The 16,201-nt window shown below is 73.5% G+C and carries 15 protein-coding genes; 7 read left to right on the top strand and 8 right to left on the bottom strand.

Going from position 1 to position 16,201, the window contains the following annotated elements; all coding sequences use genetic code 11:
- Positions 1 to 54 precede the first annotated feature (54 nt).
- Positions 55 to 1,005: an SCO0930 family lipoprotein gene (locus ACF1AL_RS20300; protein WP_366842145.1), complete on the bottom strand. Its 951-nt coding sequence runs from the start codon at positions 1,003 to 1,005 to the stop codon at positions 55 to 57.
- A 744-nt stretch (positions 1,006 to 1,749) separates the two neighbouring features.
- Here ACF1AL_RS20300 and ACF1AL_RS20295 point away from each other — a divergent pair.
- The 3 genes from ACF1AL_RS20295 to ACF1AL_RS20285 all read left to right on the top strand — a co-directional run bounded on the left by ACF1AL_RS20295 (position 1,750) and on the right by ACF1AL_RS20285 (position 3,446).
- Positions 1,750 to 1,878 (top strand): hypothetical protein, encoded by a 129-nt coding sequence (locus tag ACF1AL_RS20295; RefSeq protein ID WP_386417803.1) that lies wholly within the window; start codon positions 1,750 to 1,752, stop codon positions 1,876 to 1,878.
- 18 nt (positions 1,879 to 1,896) lie between these two features.
- The gene (locus ACF1AL_RS20290) at positions 1,897 to 2,661 is read left to right on the top strand and encodes a hypothetical protein (protein WP_384207548.1); all 765 of its coding nucleotides are present in this window, start codon (positions 1,897 to 1,899) and stop codon (positions 2,659 to 2,661) included.
- A 245-nt stretch (positions 2,662 to 2,906) separates the two neighbouring features.
- Positions 2,907 to 3,446, top strand: a complete 540-nt coding sequence (locus tag ACF1AL_RS20285; protein ID WP_391699939.1) for a hypothetical protein — start codon at positions 2,907 to 2,909, stop codon at positions 3,444 to 3,446.
- A gap of 99 nt (positions 3,447 to 3,545) precedes the next feature.
- Here ACF1AL_RS20285 and ACF1AL_RS20280 read toward each other — a convergent pair whose 3' ends face one another.
- A complete protein-coding gene (locus ACF1AL_RS20280; protein WP_391699936.1) occupies positions 3,546 to 4,043 on the bottom strand; it encodes a hypothetical protein in 498 nt (165 codons plus the stop codon).
- A 333-nt stretch (positions 4,044 to 4,376) separates the two neighbouring features.
- Between ACF1AL_RS20280 and ACF1AL_RS20275 the strand changes: the two genes are divergently transcribed.
- Positions 4,377 to 5,048, top strand: a complete 672-nt coding sequence (locus tag ACF1AL_RS20275; RefSeq protein ID WP_366835045.1) for a class F sortase — start codon at positions 4,377 to 4,379, stop codon at positions 5,046 to 5,048.
- A 33-nt stretch (positions 5,049 to 5,081) separates the two neighbouring features.
- Here the strand turns inward: ACF1AL_RS20275 and ACF1AL_RS20270 are convergent, their stop codons facing one another.
- On the bottom strand, positions 5,082 to 5,927 hold the full coding sequence (locus ACF1AL_RS20270; RefSeq protein ID WP_366835044.1) for a polysaccharide deacetylase family protein: 846 nt from the start codon (positions 5,925 to 5,927) through the stop codon (positions 5,082 to 5,084).
- A gap of 195 nt (positions 5,928 to 6,122) precedes the next feature.
- Positions 6,123 to 9,407, bottom strand: coding sequence for a bifunctional lysylphosphatidylglycerol synthetase/lysine--tRNA ligase LysX (gene lysX, locus ACF1AL_RS20265; protein WP_391826761.1), 3,285 nt, complete (start codon positions 9,405 to 9,407; stop codon positions 6,123 to 6,125).
- Between the two features lie 110 nt (positions 9,408 to 9,517).
- Here lysX and ACF1AL_RS20260 point away from each other — a divergent pair, with 110 nt between their 5' ends.
- Positions 9,518 to 9,994 (top strand): universal stress protein, encoded by a 477-nt coding sequence (locus ACF1AL_RS20260; RefSeq protein ID WP_366835042.1) that lies wholly within the window; start codon positions 9,518 to 9,520, stop codon positions 9,992 to 9,994.
- A 111-nt stretch (positions 9,995 to 10,105) separates the two neighbouring features.
- On the opposite strand, the gene ACF1AL_RS20255 is transcribed toward ACF1AL_RS20260, so the two are convergent.
- Together ACF1AL_RS20255 and ACF1AL_RS20250 are read right to left on the bottom strand one after the other, a co-directional pair.
- Positions 10,106 to 10,720: an ankyrin repeat domain-containing protein gene (locus ACF1AL_RS20255; RefSeq protein WP_366835073.1), complete on the bottom strand. Its 615-nt coding sequence runs from the start codon at positions 10,718 to 10,720 to the stop codon at positions 10,106 to 10,108.
- Positions 10,721 to 11,016: 296 nt separating this feature from the next.
- Positions 11,017 to 11,589, bottom strand: coding sequence for a heme-binding protein (locus tag ACF1AL_RS20250; RefSeq protein WP_391699930.1), 573 nt, complete (start codon positions 11,587 to 11,589; stop codon positions 11,017 to 11,019).
- A gap of 288 nt (positions 11,590 to 11,877) precedes the next feature.
- On the opposite strand from ACF1AL_RS20250, the gene ACF1AL_RS20245 reads away from it, so the two are divergent.
- Entirely contained in the window at positions 11,878 to 13,332 is a 1,455-nt protein-coding gene (locus ACF1AL_RS20245) for an amino acid permease (protein WP_366835040.1), read from the top strand.
- Here ACF1AL_RS20245 and ACF1AL_RS20240 read toward each other — a convergent pair.
- A complete protein-coding gene (locus ACF1AL_RS20240; RefSeq protein WP_391699926.1) occupies positions 13,295 to 14,110 on the bottom strand; it encodes an alpha/beta fold hydrolase in 816 nt (271 codons plus the stop codon). The two genes, ACF1AL_RS20245 and ACF1AL_RS20240, sit on opposite strands and share 38 nt — an antisense overlap.
- Before the next feature lie 57 nt (positions 14,111 to 14,167).
- Between ACF1AL_RS20240 and ACF1AL_RS20235 the strand changes: the two genes are divergently transcribed.
- Positions 14,168 to 14,677 carry a MarR family winged helix-turn-helix transcriptional regulator gene (locus tag ACF1AL_RS20235; protein WP_391699923.1) on the top strand — a complete coding sequence of 170 codons (510 nt, stop codon included), beginning with the start codon at positions 14,168 to 14,170 and terminating at the stop codon, positions 14,675 to 14,677.
- A 168-nt stretch (positions 14,678 to 14,845) separates the two neighbouring features.
- Here the strand turns inward: ACF1AL_RS20235 and ACF1AL_RS20230 are convergent, their stop codons facing one another.
- Complete coding sequence (locus ACF1AL_RS20230; protein WP_391699920.1) at positions 14,846 to 16,003, bottom strand: CapA family protein; 1,158 nt, start codon at positions 16,001 to 16,003, stop codon at positions 14,846 to 14,848.
- Positions 16,004 to 16,201 lie beyond the last annotated feature (198 nt).

Here is a 16,201-nt window from a genome sequence, read left to right as displayed (position 1 = left end):
GGCCGTGCGCGCCGCCCGGGCGAGGGGGCGGTCACCCTGGGGAGGTGTGATCCGTTACTTCTTCGGCGCGCCGACCGGCTTTCCGTCGGGTGCGACGGCGTACCAGGTGCCGCCGACGCCCTGACCGTTGATGTCCCCGGGGGCCTTGTCACCGGAGAAGGTGTAGACGGGCCAGCAGTTGACCGTCTGCTGTTTGACGCCGTCGGGGCGGGTGAAGCTCATCAGGCCCTTCTTCTTCACGCCCTGGGTGTCGGCCGCGGCGACCGGCTCGACGGCCGGCCACTTGTCCAGGCAGGCGCCGGTGCAGGCGGACACCGGCTTGGGCCAGGCCTGGTCCTTCAGGAAGCGGTAGACGGTCATGCCGTTGCGGTCGACGACGATCTCCCCCAGATTGGGGTCCTTGCGGACGGACAGTCCAGGCAGTTCGGACGCCTTCGCCTTCTTGCCGTCGGGGGCGAGGGCGAACCACTTGCCCTTGAGCCCCTGGCCCTTCACCTCCCCCGCCTTGGTGTCCTTGGCGTAGCGGTAGGCCGGCCAGCCGCCGATGGTGAGCTGCTTGGTGCCGTCGGACCGGGTGACCTCGCCGAGTTCCGAGGGCTCGATGCCGGCGCCGGCGGTGACGTCGTCGGCGGGCACGGGCGGCCACACCTTGGCGCAGTCGCCGTCGCAGGAGGACTTGGACGGCTCGGCGGTGTCCTCGTCGAAGCGGTACAGGGTGCGTCCCGAGCCGTCGGTGAGCACCTTGCCCAGCTCGGCGTTGTCGGTGACGGTCAGCTTGCCCGCGGGGGCGGGGCGGGCCTGCGCCGCGGCGCTCGGGCCGGCGCTGGATCCGTTGCCGATGCCGTACCCGGCGCCACCGGTGCCGTAGCCGCCGACCGGGGCGGTGGCACCGACGTTCTGGCTGGCCGCCTGGGTGCCACCGCCGCCTTGACCGCACGCCGTCGTCAGCGCCAGCACGGCTACGGCGCCCGCTGCGAGCGAGGCGCTCCGCCAGGAGGTCTTCATCGTCAACTCCCCACGTTCACAAGGATGTTGCGGCGACCCGATGCGCCGCCGCACGGCATGGGGTACGCACGGGGGCGGGGGGCGTGTTCAACGGCGACGCGGAAAAGTTTCCGGAACTCGTGATTCCGACCCTCGATCCACCGGCGTACGCGCGTTCGCCCGACCGGACGCTTGAGCGTCATCCCGGCGCCCCGCCGGCCCGCCGGCTTACCTCGTTCGGAGCAATCCCCCGCAGGCCGGGCATGGCGGCGGCCTGCGGACCCCATGATCGTCGTCGTGCATGGACCCGAACCGACCCGACCCGCCTCCGGCGCACGGGTGTTGGCCGTGGTGACCCTGACCTGGTTCCTCGTGGGCGCGCCGGCCGGGACGGCGGCGGCCGACGCCTGCGCCTGGGCCTCCACCGGACCGGACGGGGTGACGGCGGTGGCGGTGGCCGGCAGTCCGCAGTGGCCGATCCCCCCGGGGTGCTCACCGAGCCCGACACCCACGCCGACGCCCACCCCCACACCACCGCCCCCACCACCGCCACCGCCCCCACCGCCCCCGCCGCCCAAGCCGACGCCGCCACCGAAGCCGCGGCCCACGCCGCCGGCGCCCGAGCCGCCGGCCCCGGCACCGCGGCCCGTCCCGGCGCGCCCGGCCCCGGCTCCCCCGCCGAAGGCGGCGCCCTCCCCCACGCCCACGCCCACCCCGACGCCCACGCCGCCACCGAGGCCCGCGCCTCGGCCGTCCGCGAGTCCGGTGAGCTATCCGCGGTACCACGCCTCACCGCCCCGGCGGCAACGGCAGCACCGCGTCTCGCCGGTCACCTATGTCCTGCTCATCACCGTGCCCGCGATCGTGGCCGTCGCCGCGCTCCGACCGCGCTGAGCCCTGGAGGTACCTCCCTTGCCGGAATGGCTTGTTCTCACCCTCGCGATGCTGGCCGCCGGTGTCGTCGTGGTCGTCATCACCCTCGTCCGCCACAAGAGGGCGGCCGACGACGAGGACCCCAGTGAGACCCCGGACGTCATCGAGTACATGACGATGTGGATCGGCGTGGTGTACGCCATCGTCCTGGGTCTGGCGATCGCGGGCGTGTGGGAGGCCCGCAGCGCCGCACAGGACCACGTCCAGGCGGAGGCGCAGGCGCTGCACGAGATCGACCAGCGGGTCCGGGTCTACCCGGTCGACGTCCGTGACCGGATCCGGGCGGATGTCAACGCCTATGTCGGACACGTCGCCACCAAGGAGTGGAAGGCGATGGAGGACCACGGCGAGCTGACCGAGCGCGGCGACGAGCTGCTCGCGCAGGTCCGCCATGACGTCACCGACTACCAGCCGCGCACCGACTTCGAGGCCCAGGCCTACCAGCCGCTGCTCGACCAGATCACCGCCGCCGACGAGGCCCGCACCGCCCGCGCCAACGCCACCTCGCCGACCATGCCGGGCGTGGTGTGGTTCGGCCTGATCACCGGGGCGGTGATCACCATCGGCATGATCTTCGCGCTGCAGATCCGCCGCACACCGAGGGAGCTGATCCTCGCCGGGCTCTTCTCCGCCCTCATCGCCTTCCTGCTGTTCCTCATCTGGGACTTCGACGCCCCGTACAGCCGCGACACGGCGGCCACGATGGAACCCCTGCTGAACCTCTTCCCGCACGCCAGGGGGTGACGCCGCCGTGGTGTGCGCGGGGGCGCCCGCTCCCGCGCACACCACGGCACCGCTGCGAGGCCGCCACGCCGGGGACGTCCCCCGCGGGCGGCGGCACGGTCGCCCGGGTGGCCCACACCGTTGACCCGTTCGCGCTACTGCGATCGCGGGGAGGGACGCCCGTTCCTAGCGTTTCGGTCATCGAGGTGCATTTCACGGCAGGCGGAGACGGATCCGCTGCTGCGTCTCGGGACCGGAGGAAACACATGCGCGCGATACGCGTCGCTTCGGCCGCACTGCTGGGCCTGGGGGCCCTCGCCCTGACCGCGCCGGGTGCCGTCGCGAAGAGCGACATCGGCACCATCACCCCGTTCGGGTTCGCCGTCGTCCCCTCGACCGTCGCGGCCGGCGGGCAGGTCACCCTCCAAGTCGACCGCGACAACGGCGGCTGCCGGGGAGCGGTCACGGTCACCTCGGGAGTGTTCGACACGGTCACCATCGCGCCGCGCACCTCGTCGGCGACGGCCACCGTCGACTGGGACGCGCGTCCGGGCGCGGTCTACCAGGTGACGTTCACCTGCGACGGGGTGAGCGGCTCCACGGGACTGACCATCGCCGGCCGGCGGCCGGTCCCGCCGACGCCGGAACCGCTGCAGCCGACGGTGCCGCGCGGGGTGCACGCCGGTGAGGGCGGCAGCGTCGGCTCCTTCAGCGCGGGCCGGATCGGCCTGGGGGCCGCCCTGGTCGCGGGGTCGGCCGGCGCGGCGTACGTCCTCACCCGGCGCCGCCGCGAGAACGGCAGTTGAGCCGGTCGTCGCCCCGGACTCCGGTGGGGTCCGGGGCGACGACCGTGCCGCGTGCGCGGTGCGAAGGGGAAGGCGTACGCGGGCTGGGGAAGGGCGGGATCAGATGCGCTTCTCGGCGCGGCGCCGCATCCAGAAGACTCCGCCGCCGATGACCGCCGCGGCGACGAGGCCGCCGCCGATCGCCATGTCGGTCGGGGTGGCGCCGCTGGAGGTGCTGCCGCCCAGGCCGCCGCGGACACCGCCGATGACGGTGAAGGCGGCCGGGTTGGTCAGGGTCCGGCCGTTGCAGTTGACGGTGATGCTGTGCGAGCCGGGGCGGGCCTCGCGGTCGACCGTCGCGGTGCCCTTCGCGGTCTGGTTGGCCCCGTGGATGGGCGTGAGCGGCGTGGGCCGGAAGGCGTCCGAGGTGGCGGTGCCGCCGGAGGGGCAGCCGTCGACGGTGATGGTGAGCTGCCCGCCGCGGGCGATGACGCTGGGCAGGGCGACGATGTTGCTCGGGTTGATGTTCATGCCGTCCCGCGCGACGGCCGTGGGGGCGGCGAGGCCGAGGGCGGCGACCGCGGCGGCGCTGGCCGCCAGGGCACGAGAGTTGCGCATGTGATCCTCCGCGGAAGACGCCCCGGGACCCGTCCCCGGTCGATCGGCGAGAAAGCGTCTCCCGGAAAAACCCTCGGATGCCGTGCGGACTCCCGCATGTCGGGGATGGTCCGTCCCGGTGAGAGGACACGCCGTCCGGCAGGTGTGCGGCCGGATGTTCGCGCAGGTCACGGACCGTCAGAAAGTTTCCCCGGGGCGGCGCCACGGATGGCGCACACAGGGTACCGGCGCCACCCGTTCGCTGCCGCCTCCTCGCCGCTCGCGCCCACCGGACTTAGCGTTCTTCCATGCGCACCGTGACGCGGCGACGGCCGTGTCGAAAGGGGATGGCGAATGTCTGCGTCCGAGCTGTCCGAACTGGCCGAGGAGGAGGAGCGGCGGAAAAAGCGCGCCCCTTGGGGCGTGATAGCGCTGGTTCTGCTCACCGGTCTCGCGCTCATTCGCAACGGCTCCGGGGAATTCGACGTGGGCCCGCCGCAGCCGGCCTCGGCGGCGGCCGCGGACGGCCACAGCGTCCTCGGGAGCCTCGCCCGTACGCCCGAACCGCTGCCGTTCTCCGTGGCCGACCGGGTGCGCATTCCCGCGATCCAGGTGGACGCGCCCGTCATTCCGGTCGGTCTGGACGCCGACGGCTGGGTCGACGCGCCACCGCCGGAGGACCCGAATCTGGCGGGCTGGTTCACGGGCGGCGTCTCGCCGGGGGAAAAGGGCACCGCGGTCGTCGTCGGCCATGTCGACAACACCCAGGGCCCCGCCGTCTTCTACGGGCTGGGCGCGCTGAAAAAGGGAAACCGCGTCGAAGTCCACCGCCAGGACGGGAAAACGGCGGTGTTCGAGATCTACGGCGTCGAGGTGTTCTCCAAGGCCGACTTCCCCGGCGACCGGGTCTACGCCTCCAAGGGCGCGCCGGAATTGCGTGTCATCACGTGCGGGGGCGGCTTTTCCAAGAAGAACGGCTACGACGGGAACGTCGTCGTCTTCGCCCGCCTGGCCGAGGTCCGCTGAGGACGTCCCGGCCGGCGGGCGAAGGCCCGCGCCTTACGCGTAGGGCCGGCTGGGCACGGCGAGACGGTAGCCGGACTCCAGCAGCTGCGGCAGATAGCGGCGCAGGGCGCTCACGCTCTGCGAGCGGTCGCCGCCGGCGTCGTGCGAGAGGACCACGACGCCCGGCCCGGCACCGCTCTCGACCGCGCGGACGATGGCGGAGGTCCCGGGGGTCGTCCAATCCTCGGTGTCCACGGTCCAGGCGAGCGGCTCCATGCCCATCTCGGCGCCCAGCTGGAAAGCGGCCCGGTTCCAGGCGCCGTACGGGGCGCGGAACCAGCGCGGGCGCTCGCCGTAGGCCTCCTCGATGACGTCGCTGGTGCGCTCCATCTCGCTGCGGATCCGGGAGCGGCTGAGCTGGGTGAGCAGCGGGTGGGACCAGGTGTGGTTGCCGACGACGTGGCCCTCGTCGGCCATCCGCGCGAGCAGGTCCCGGTTCCAGTCGGCCTGTTCGCCGCACACGAAGAACGTGGCCCGCACGTCGTGCTCGCGCAGGGTGTCCAGAATGTGCGGGGTGTAGTGCGGGTCGGGTCCGTCGTCGAAGGTCAGGAACATGGTGCGGCCGCGACCGGGGATCTTCAGCAGCGGTTCGCGGCGCACGGGCGTGCGCCGCGGCGCCGCGTGCGGCGGGCCGTATCCGGTCAGGGGCTGGAGGCGGTACGCGGACGGATTCTGCGGCCGCTGCGCCGGGGCGCCCGCGGCCGGGGCGGCGGGGGGTGCCGGCTCGTCGGCGCCGTCCAGGGCGAACAGCCCGGCGGCACCGGCGGCACCGGCCGCCCCCAGTGCGGCGGCGCCGGCGAGCAGCGCCCGGCGCCGGGTGAGGAACTGATCCTTCGTCATGACCAATCAGTCGCCCGGGCGGCGGGCGGCGCACCACGACGACACCGGGGCGGGGGCAGGAAAGCACCCGCTCGGGTCAAGCAGCCGGGTGCACGTGCGGCCGAGTGGCGGGTGCCCCGCGGGAACAACGCCCGGCCGTGGGACCCACGGCCGCGCGGGACCGGCCGGCGGCGCCGTGACCAGGGGGAGGCAGCGTCAGCGGCGGCGGACCAGGGGGAACGGCAGCGTCTCTCGGATGGTCAGGCCGGTCAGGAACATCACCAGGCGGTCGACGCCGATGCCGAGGCCGCCGGTGGGCGGCATGGCGTACTCCAGGGCGTCCAGGAAGTCCTCGTCGAGTTCCATGGCCTCCGGGTCGCCGCCGGCGGCCAGCAGGGACTGTTCGGTGAGGCGGCGGCGCTGCTCCACCGGGTCGGTCAGCTCCGAGTAGGCGGTGCCCAGCTCGGTGCCGAAGGCGACCAGGTCCCAGCGTTCGGCCAGGCGCGGATCGGTGCGGTGCTGCCGGGTGAGCGGGGAGACGTCGGTCGGGAAGTCCTTGTAGAAGGTGGGCAGCTGGGTGCGCTCCTCCACCAGCCGCTCGTACATCTCCAGCACGACGTCGCCGCGCCCGTCGTCCTGGGTGTACGGCACGCCGGCGCGGTCGCACAGCAGGTGCAGCCGGGCCAGCTCGGTGCCGGCGTCGATCTCCTCGCCGAGCGCCTCCGAGATCGCGCCGTGCACCGTCTTGACCGGCCAGAGGCCCGAGATGTCGTACTCCCGGCCGTCCTTGCGGGCCACGGGCGAGCCGAAGGCGGCGGTGGCCGCGCCCTGGATCAGTTCGCGCACCAGGTCGAGCATCACGTCGTAGTCGGCGTACGCCTGGTAGGCCTCCAGCATCGTGAACTCGGGATTGTGCTTGTAGGAGACGCCCTCGTTGCGGAAGGTGCGGCCCATCTCGAAGACCTTCTCCATGCCGCCCACGCACAGCCGTTTCAGGTACAGCTCGGGCGCGATGCGCAGGTACAGGTCGAGGTCGTAGGCGTTGATGTGGGTGGTGAAGGGGCGGGCGTTGGCGCCGCCGTGGATCTGCTGCAGCATCGGCGTCTCGACCTCGAGGAAGCCGCGCTCCAGCAGGCCCTGGCGCAGCGCCTGGACGGCGGTGGAACGGGCGCGGACGACGTCGCGGGCGGCGGGGCTGGTGACCAGGTCGAGGTAGCGCAGGCGCACCTTGGCCTCGGGGTCGGCCAGGCCGCGGCGCTTGTCGGGCAGCGGGCGCAGGCACTTGCCGGTGAGCTGCCAGGAGGTGACGAAGACGGTCGCCTCGCCCTTGTCGCTGGTGCCGGCCCGGCCGGTGGCGGTGATGTGGTCGCCGATGTCGGTGTCGGCGCGGAAGCGGGCGAGGGCGGCGGTGCCGGTTCCGGTGCGGGTGAGGGCGAGCTGGTGGTCGCCGGACCAGTCGCGCAGGACGACGAAGACGATGCCGCCGAAGTCGCGCATCAGCATGATCCGCCCGGCGACGGTGACGTCCTCGCCCTCGCGGACCTCGGCGAGGGGGTGGGTGCGGGCCGGGACGCCCACCGGGTAGGGGTCGGTGCCGGCGGTGCGCAGCCGGTCCAGGGTGCGGTGGCGGATGCGGACCTGCTCGGGCAGGCCCGCGTCCGCTCCGCCAACCCCGGTCTCGCCCCCTCCGTCGAGACCGAGTGCCGACAGCGGCGGCAGGCCCTCGGTGGTGGCGGGCCGCCGCACCCCCTTCGGGTGCGCCTTGCCCCACAGCTTGCGCAGCGACGGCACGGGGACGAAGCCCTCGGCGATGCCGGAGGCGAGGCCGATGCGGGCGAGGGCGGCGGCGTCGCCGTAGCACAGGAAGCGCGGGTACCACTCGGGGTGGTACTTGGCGTTGGAGCGGTACAGGGCCTCCAGCTGCCACCAGCGGGAGAAGAACAGCAGCAGCCGGCGCCACAGCCTGAGGACGGGTCCGGCGCCGATGCGGGCGCCCTCCTCGAACACCGAGCGGAAGACGGCGAAGTTCAGGGAGATGCGGCGCACGCCCAGTTTGGGCGCGGCGGCGCACAGTTCGGCGACCATGAACTCCATGACGCCGTTGGGGGCGGCGCGGCGGTCGCGGCGCATCAGGTCCAGGGAGACGCCGTCGCGGCCCCAGGGTACGAAGGAGAGCAGGGCGATCAGCCGGCCGTCCGCGCCGAAGGCCTCGACCAGCAGGCAGTCGCCGTCGTCGGGGTCGCCGAGGCGGTCCAGGGCCATGGAGAAGCCGCGTTCGGTCTCGGTGTCGCGCCAGGTGTCGGCGCGGTCGACGATCTCCTCCATCTCGGCGTCGGTGAGGGCCTCGTGGCGGCGGATGCGGCAGGTGGCGCCGGTGCGGCGGACCCGGTGCACGGCCTGCCGGGTGACGCGCATGTCGCGGCCGTCCAGGTCGAAGGCGTGCACGTGCACGATGGCCTCGTCGCCGAGTTGCAGGGCGCCGAGCCCGGCGCGGGAGTAGGCGGTGGCGCCCTCCTCGGAGGCGCCCATCACGGCGGGCGCCCAGGCGTGCCGGCGGGCCACGTCCAGCCAGGCCGCGATGGCGTGCGGCCAGGCCTCGCGGTCGCCGACGGGGTCGCCGCTGGCCAGGCACACCCCGGCCTCGACGCGGTAGGTGACGGCGGCCTTGCCGCTGGGTGAGAACACGACGGCCTTGTCGCGGCGGGTGGCGAAGTAGCCGAGGGAGTCCTGTTCGCCGTAGCGGCCGAGCAGGGCGCGGATGCGTTCCTCCTCGTCGTCGTGCAGGGCGGCTTCGAGGCGCTGGGAGCGGAACAGCGTGGCGGCGGCGTTCAGCAGGGCCAGCGCGCCGAACAGGCCGAGCAGGAAGAACAGGGCGCGCGGCGGGCGGCCGTCGAAGGAGCCGGCCGAGACCAGGCCGCCGAGGACCCGGTTGGCGGCCCAGGACAGCCGCTGCCCGCGCGGCAGGGTGCCGGGGAAGAGCTCCACCAGGCCCCAGCCGACGAGGATCGCCACGGCCAGCCCGGCCAGCAGTACGGCCAGGGCGCGGCGTACGGCGGCTCTGCGGGAGGCGGCGTAGAACTCGCGGCGTGCGACGACGAGCAGGGCCAGCGCGAGGGCGCACAGCACGAGGGAGGGCAGCGACTCGGCGTACAGGCCGACGGCGACGCCGAGGACGTCGGTGAGGACGACCAGGCCGAGGTAGACGACGACGAGCCACCAGGCGACCTTCTTGCGGGCGGCGGTCGCGGCGGCCAGCAGGAACAGGAAGACCGCGTAGGCGAGGTTGGCGCTGATGGGGACCAGCAGCAGGTCCAGGAAGCGCACGACGGGGCGCAGCAGGCGGCGCAGCGGCGGGATGAGGGCCAGCAGGACGCACAGCAGGCCCAGGGCGCCGAAGAAGGTCGCGAAGCCTTCCGGCACCCGGCTGAGGAGGCCGTTGCGGGACGGCCGTATCGGTCCCGGGGCGTCCCGGCCCGCGGGTGCCTCCACCGTGGCACTCATGCATCCGACTGTAGGAAGGGCCGGGCCCGTGCGCCCGTCGAGCGGGCCCGTGCGCCCGTCGAGCGGTCCCGGCGGGCGGGCGGAGCCGCGGCCTCCGATAGCCTCGGGGCGTGACGGAACAGCACTCGCACCAGTTCGACTCCCATCAGTTCGAACGGGGCACCGACGGGCCGAAGGTCATCGTGGTCGGGGTGGACGGCTCCGACTCCTCGCTGCGCGCCGCGGCCTACGCCGGCGGCCTGGCCCGGCGGCAGCGCGCGCTGCTGGCCGTCGTGTACGTGCAGCCGGTGATGGCGGCCGGCGCGGCGCTCGGGGTGCCGGTGGCGGAGACCACCGACGAGATCGCCGAGGACCTCGTGGCGCAGATCCGCGAGGCGGCCGAACGGGTCAAGGGGATATTCGAGGTGCGCTGGGAGTTCCACACCTTCCGCGGCGACCCGTACAACGGGCTGGTGAAGGCGGCGGACGAACTCAAGGCGGACGCGGTGGTGGTGGGCGCCTCCGAGCAGGCGGGCCACCGCATCATCGGCTCGGTGGCCGTCCGGCTGGTGAAGGCGGGGCGGTGGCCGGTGACGGTGGTGCCGTAGCCGCCGGCAGGACGGCGACGACGAGGGGGCGGCGACCCGCGGCGAGGCGGGGCACCGCGCCGGTCGCGGCGAGCGCGGCACCCGCGCGGCCTGATGTGGGCCGCGGGCGGGTCACCGGCGGGCCGCTTCCGCGTGGCGCAGCAGCGTTGCGATGCCCGTGAAGCCGCGGCGTTCGGCGTGTTCGCGGGCGGTGACGCCGTCGCCGTCGGGGAGCGCGGGGTCGGCGCCGGCGGCGAGCAGGACCTCCACGACCTCCTGGTGGGTGCGGCCGCCGTCGCCGAGGATCACCGCCTCCAGCAGGGCCGTCCAGCCGAGCCGGTTGACGTGGTCGACGTCGGTGTCCGTCTCGGCCAGCACGGCCCGGACGTAGTCGACGTGGCCGCGTTCGCTCGCCGGGATGACGCTGATGCCGCCGAAGCGGTTGGTCAGCGTCAGATCCGGGCCGCCGGGCAGCAGGGCGCGCATCATGGCGACGCTGCCGGTGACCCCGGTGACCAGCCAGGGGCTGTCCTGCCGGTCGTCCTGCGCGTTCACGTCGGCGCCGGCGGCGACCAGGACGCGGGCGGCGTCGACCCGGTCGGCGAGCGCGGCGCGCAGCAGCGGGGTGCGGCCGCTGTCGTCGCGGGTCTCCAGGCGGGCGCCGTGGGCCAGGGCGGCCCGCACGGCGTCGGTGTCGCCGCGGTGGGCGGCGTCCAGCAGGGCGAGGTCGGCGGCGGTCCGGGACACGAGGTGACTCCTCCACAGGCGGACGACGGGACTGAGCCGCAGGGTGACGAAGGGGCTCCGCCGCAGGACGGCGACGGGACTGAGCCGGAGGGTGACCACGGAGCTCCTCCATGGGGTGGCGGCGGGCGGGAGCGCGGTGCTCGGGGACTGCGAGGGCACGGTGCCCGGGCGGGACGGGCGACGGCGCGGTGCTCGGGCGGGTGTGCCGGCGGCGCGCAGCGGGAACGGGGCCGCGCGCCGCCGGTCGGGGAGCGCGCGGCCCGGTCGGGGTGGCGCTCACCCGGGGGTCTTGGCGGTCAGCGGCCGTTGCTGATCGCGGCGACGCCGGCCTGTGCGAACTTCTCGTCCAGGTCGCCGGAGGGGGCGCCCGCGACACCGATGCCCGCGACCGGCGCGCTGTCGTACGCCACGGGGGCGCCGCCTGCGAGGAACAGGGTGCCGGGGATGTCCTTGAGGGTGGGCGCGTTCTGCAGGCGCTTGACCAGGTCGGACGTGGGCGCGTTCCAGGAGACGGCGGTGTACGCCTTCTTCACGGCGGACTCGTAGGACTGCGGGCCGGCGCCGTCGCCGCGCAGGGTGACGAGCGTGTTGCCGTTGCGGTCGACGACGGCGACGCTGACCCGCTGGCCCTCCTTGCGCGCGGCGTCCAGGGCGGCGCGGGCGGCGTCGGTGGCGGCGTCGACCGTGAGGTGGGTGGTGGTCGTGGTGGCCTTGTCCTTGAGGGCGGCCGGGGCCGCGGCGGGCGCGGCGGCCGGGGTGTCGGCGGAGGCGGAGACGGCGCCGGCCACTCCGGCGCCGACGGCGGCGAGGAGGGCGGCGGAGGTGACGGCCTTGGCCCGCGTGGAGAACTTCTTGGCCTTGTGCTGCATGCCGGACGGCTCCCTGTCGTTGCGTCGTGCGGACCGCGGCCTGGCTGCCGGGTCCCGCTCAGCGTCTGGTGCGCTGTGCCTCCAGCCTCCGCCCGGATCCCGTCCGTCCTGGTCGGCGTCCCGGCTCGTCCCGGCGCGCGCATCGTGTGACCTCCGTGTCGTCCGATCGGACGACCCCCGCACCGGCCCGGCCGTGCCGACCTCGTGCGTGGCGTCTTCCCAGGACGGGTGGGGTGAGCCATCATGATCCGCCGTCAGCCGTTTGCCGATCGTGAAGAGGTGAGGCGCATGGCCGGGCTCCGGACGGGCGAAGGCATTCTCCGTCGCAAACCGATCGAGCACATCGAGGAGACGGAAGTCCAGGAGGGCGCACGGCTGGACAGGTCGCTCGGCCTGACCCAGCTGACCGCGATCGGCGTCGGCGGCATCATCGGCGCCGGCATCTTCACGCTGGCGGGCACGGTGGCCAACGGCACGGCGGGGCCCGCGGTGCTGATCTCGTTCCTGATCGCCGGCGTGGCGAGCGCCTGCGCGGCACTGTCGTACGCCGAGTTCGCCGGGCTGATCCCGAAGGCGGGGTCGGCGTACACGTACGGCTACGCGGTGCTCGGGGAGTTCGCGGGCTGGTTCATCGGCTGGGACCTGCTGCTGGAGTACACCGCGATCGTGGCGGTCGTCGCGATCGGCATCTCGGGCTACTTCAGCTTCCTGGTCGAGGAGATGGGCGCGAAGCTGCCGCACTGGATGCTGGGCGCGCCGGGCACCGGGTCGGGTCACAAGGTCGACCTGTTCGCGGCGCTGCTGTGTCTGCTGATCGCCTGGCTGCTGAACCTGGGGATCCGCAGCGCGGCCCGGTTCGAGACCTTCGTGGTGGTCCTGAAGGTGCTGGTCGTGCTGCTGGTGATCGGCGTCGGCGTCTTCCACATCGACTCGTCGAACTACCACCCGTTCTTCCCGTTCGGGATCAGCGGTGCCTTCACGGGCGCGGCCACGGTGTTCTTCGCGGTCTTCGGCTACGACGCCATGTCGACGGCGGCCGAGGAGTCCAAGGACGCCCAGCGGCACATGCCGAAGGCGATCATCTACTCGCTGGTGATCTCGATGGTGCTGTACGTGGCGGCCTGCCTGGTGCTGACCGGCATGCAGAACTACAAGGAGATCGACCCGAAGAGCGGTTTCTCCACGGCGTTCAAGTCGGTGGGCCTGGACCGGCTCGCGGACGTGATCGCGGTGGGCGCGATCATCGGCATCCTCACCGTGATGTTCACGTTCATGCTGGGCGTGACGCGGGTGTGGTTCTCCATGTCCCGCGACGGTCTGCTGCCCGCCTGGTTCGCCAAGACGCACCCGACCCGCCATGTGCCGACCCGCGTCACCTGGATCGTCGGGGTGGCATCGGCCGCCATCGCCGGGTTCGTCCCGATCGGCTCGGCGGCCGAGCTGACCAACATCGGCATCCTGCTGGCGTTCGTGGTGGTGTGCGTGGCGGTGATCGTGCTGCGCTACCGCCACCCGGAACTGCCGCGCAGTTTCCGTACGCCGTGGATGCCGGTCATCCCGATCGCGGGCGTCGTCTTCTCGATCTGGCTGATCACCTTCCTGATGTGGGAGACCTGGGTGCGCTTCGCGGCCTGGTTCCTGATCGGCTGCGTGGTCTACTTCACCTACTCCTACAAGCACTCGGCGCTGGCCAGGAGGGGGTCCGCTACAGGGAGCGGAGGAAGTCGAGAAGGATCGCGGTGAACTCGCGGGGCTTCTCCAGCAGGGCGTAGTGGCCGGCGCCCTCGACGACCGCCGAGCGGCCGTCGCGGACAGTGCCGGCCAGGCGCTCGGCGGCGCCGAGCAGGTCGTCGGGTTCGAGGGTGCCGTTGACGGTGAGGACGGGTACGTCGATCTTCGGGACCCGGGCCCAGATGTCGGTGACCGGCACCCGCAGGTCGGGCTCGCCCGGCGTGTGCTTGGCCATGGTGTGCAGGGCCATGTCGCCGAGCCTGCGGGCGAGGGAGGGGTCGAGGTCGCCGGGTTCGCGGTGCGGGCCGTGCACGACGCGCAGGAAGGCGGCGAGCCAGCCCTGGAGGTCGCCGGCCGCCAGGGTGCGGGCGTACTCGGCCTGGATCTCCTGGTACCAGGGATCGGTGTAGGCGAAGTCGCTGGTGGCGGCGGCGCAGGCGACCACGGCGCGGACCAGGCCGGGGTGTTCCAGCACGGTGTCGGTGGCGATGCCGCCGCCCATCGACACGCCGACCAGCACGGCCGGGCCGGCGTCGAGGTGGCGCAGCAGGCCGGCCAGGTCGTCGGCCCAGCGGAAGGGGCGGGTGGCGTTGGCGGAGAAGCCGTGCCCCCGGACGTCCGGGACGATCACCCGGTGGTGCTCGGCCAGGGCGGGGATGTGGTCGTCGTAGAGACGGTGGTCGACGAACCCCGAGTGGAGCAGGACGACCAGGTCGCCCCGGCCCGTGTCGCGGTAGGCGAGGTCGCCGTCGGCGGATGCGAAGAAGCGGAGATCCGAAGCGGTAGTCATGACAACCAAGGTGTCATCTTCTCGCGACTATGACAACCAAGGTGTCATGATGGAAGGGTGAACACACCTGGCGACGCCCCCGCCCACCGCACCGCGGCCCCTTTCGACGGCCCCCTCGCGCCTGACGCGCTCGCCGAGCGCCTCACCGAGGTGTTCGACGTGGTCGGACCCCTGTACCGGCGCGTCCAGCGGGCCGTCGAGCAGGGGGAGGCCGTCGAGGGGCTCTCCGTCGGCGTCCGGGCCGTCCTGGCCCTGCTGCATCGCAACGGCCCGATGACGGTGCCTCAGATGGGACGGGCGCAGGCGCTGAGCCGGCAGTTCGTGCAGCGGATGGTGAACGACGCCGCGGCGCGCGGGCTCGTCGAGACCACCCCGAACCCGGCGCACCAGCGGTCCTCGCTGATCCGCCTGACGGCGGAGGGCCAGGCCGCGATCACCGCCGTGCTCGGCCGTGAACACGCGCTGCTGCGGCAGGTCGGCGGCGACCTCACCGAGCAGGACGTGACGGCCTGCCTGCGCGTCCTCGGCGCGATGCTGAGGGTGTTCGACGACGTGGACGTCAACTGACGCGGCTGGTTTTGTGGGTGTCCGCCGCCACCCTCCCCGGCCGCGCGATCGTCGACCGGCACGCTGGGCCACGGAGGCGCCCACCGGCACGCTGGGGCGCGGAGGCGCCCACCGACGCCTCGGGCCGCGCCGGCGCCGGGCGCGTCCCGGGCCGCGCGGGCCTGCCGCCTACTGGCCCATCACCAGCCCGTCCTTGACGGCGCCGCGGCTGAGCACCACCTCGCGGATCCGGTCGCGGACCGAGCGCACCTCCGCGCCCTCGGCGAGGGCGCGGTTGAGGTTCACCACGCGGCCGGCGTCCACGTCGAAGAACAGCGGGACGAACTCGGCGCGGGTCACCTCCCAGCGCCCGCCCGGCCGCTTCGGCGGTACGAAGGTGAAGCGGCCGAGGGTGGACTCGTTGCCGCGCGGATCCTGGACGCCCTGGTCGTTGTACATCTCGCCGGCCACCTCGTCGCCCAGCCCGTAGGCCACCCAGGTGCCGTTGACCTTCTCGTACGCCTGCGGGACGTGGGCGTGGGTGCCGAGGATCAGGTCGATGTCGGGGCGGCCGCCGTCGCGGGAGGCGGTGAGCCGGCGGGCCAGGGCGAGCTGGCGATCGTCGGGGGCGTCCTGCCAGGCGGTGCCCCAGTTCAGCGAGACCACGACCACGTCGGCGCCGGCCTTGCGGGCGGCCCGGGCGTCGGCGACGATCTTGCCCTCGTCGAGGAGGCTGACCGCCCACGGCTGCCCGGCCGGCGGCGCGAAGTCGCCGGTGCCCTGCGTGTAGGCCAGGTGGGCGACCTTCGCCGGGCCGGCCCGCAGCATGGTCACGGAGTTCGCCTCCGCCACCGTGCGCGCCGACCCGACGTGCTTGACGCCGTTGCCGTCGAGCGTCTCCAGGGTGCGCCGGATGCCCTCCGTGCCGTCGTCGAGGCTGTGGTCGGAGGCGGTGGAGCAGCTGTCGTAGCCGGTGGCGGCGAGAGCCTGGGCGACCTCGGGCGGGGACTTGAAGAGGGGACGGCTGGTGTAGTCGCCGTTCGCGCCGTAGACGGTCGCCATGTGGCACAGGGCGAGACCGGCGGGCGCGACCAGCGGCCGGGCGCCCGCGAGCATCGGCCGGAAGTCGTAGCCGCTGCCGCCGGCGTCGAAGCGGGCCCGTTCGATGATCGAGGCGTGCGGCAGGACGTCCCCGGAGGCGACGAGGGTGAAGCCGCGCACACCGCCCGGCGGGGCCGGACGCCCGGCCTGCTCGCGCTCATGGGCCTGACAGGCGGCCCCCGCGGCGAGTACGGCCGTCAGAGCCAGTGCCAGCAGTCGTCTGCGTGCGCGTGCGCTTGCGATCATCACTCACCCCTGCGTGGTCACATTTACCTACGAATAGGTATGAGGGGGCCGCCCGTCGCAAACGGCCCGGACGCCCCTTTGACCCGTCCGGTGTCAACCGATGTGACCCGTCCGGTGTCCGCCGACGGGAGGAGGCGACCGTTCGTCGCACCGTTCAGCGACGCGATCGACCGCCCGCCGCACAGGCGTGCACCGACC

Origin of the sequence: Streptomyces sp. NPDC014801 (genome assembly GCF_043082085.1) — a bacterium.
Taxonomy (GTDB): Bacteria; Actinomycetota; Actinomycetes; order Streptomycetales; family Streptomycetaceae; genus Streptomyces.
This window is presented reverse-complemented; position numbering and strand designations above follow the sequence as displayed.

Bases quoted from the DNA above. Each gene is read 5' to 3' on its own strand.
- ACF1AL_RS20300 (WP_366842145.1), bottom strand. From the start codon at position 1,005: ATGAAGACCTCCTGGCGGAGCGCCTCGCTCGCAGCGGGCGCCGTAGCC.
- ACF1AL_RS20280 (WP_391699936.1), bottom strand. From the start codon at position 4,043: ATGCGCAACTCTCGTGCCCTGGCGGCCAGCGCCGCCGCGGTCGCCGCC.
- ACF1AL_RS20245 (WP_366835040.1), top strand. From the start codon at position 11,878: ATGGCCGGGCTCCGGACGGGCGAAGGCATTCTCCGTCGCAAACCGATC.
- ACF1AL_RS20270 (WP_366835044.1), bottom strand. From the start codon at position 5,927: ATGACGAAGGATCAGTTCCTCACCCGGCGCCGGGCGCTGCTCGCCGGC.
- ACF1AL_RS20275 (WP_366835045.1), top strand. From the start codon at position 4,377: ATGTCTGCGTCCGAGCTGTCCGAACTGGCCGAGGAGGAGGAGCGGCGG.
- ACF1AL_RS20240 (WP_391699926.1), bottom strand. From the start codon at position 14,110: ATGACTACCGCTTCGGATCTCCGCTTCTTCGCATCCGCCGACGGCGAC.
- ACF1AL_RS20285 (WP_391699939.1), top strand. From the start codon at position 2,907: ATGCGCGCGATACGCGTCGCTTCGGCCGCACTGCTGGGCCTGGGGGCC.
- ACF1AL_RS20250 (WP_391699930.1), bottom strand. From the start codon at position 11,589: ATGCAGCACAAGGCCAAGAAGTTCTCCACGCGGGCCAAGGCCGTCACC.
- lysX (WP_391826761.1), bottom strand. From the start codon at position 9,407: ATGAGTGCCACGGTGGAGGCACCCGCGGGCCGGGACGCCCCGGGACCG.
- ACF1AL_RS20230 (WP_391699920.1), bottom strand. From the start codon at position 16,003: ATGATCGCAAGCGCACGCGCACGCAGACGACTGCTGGCACTGGCTCTG.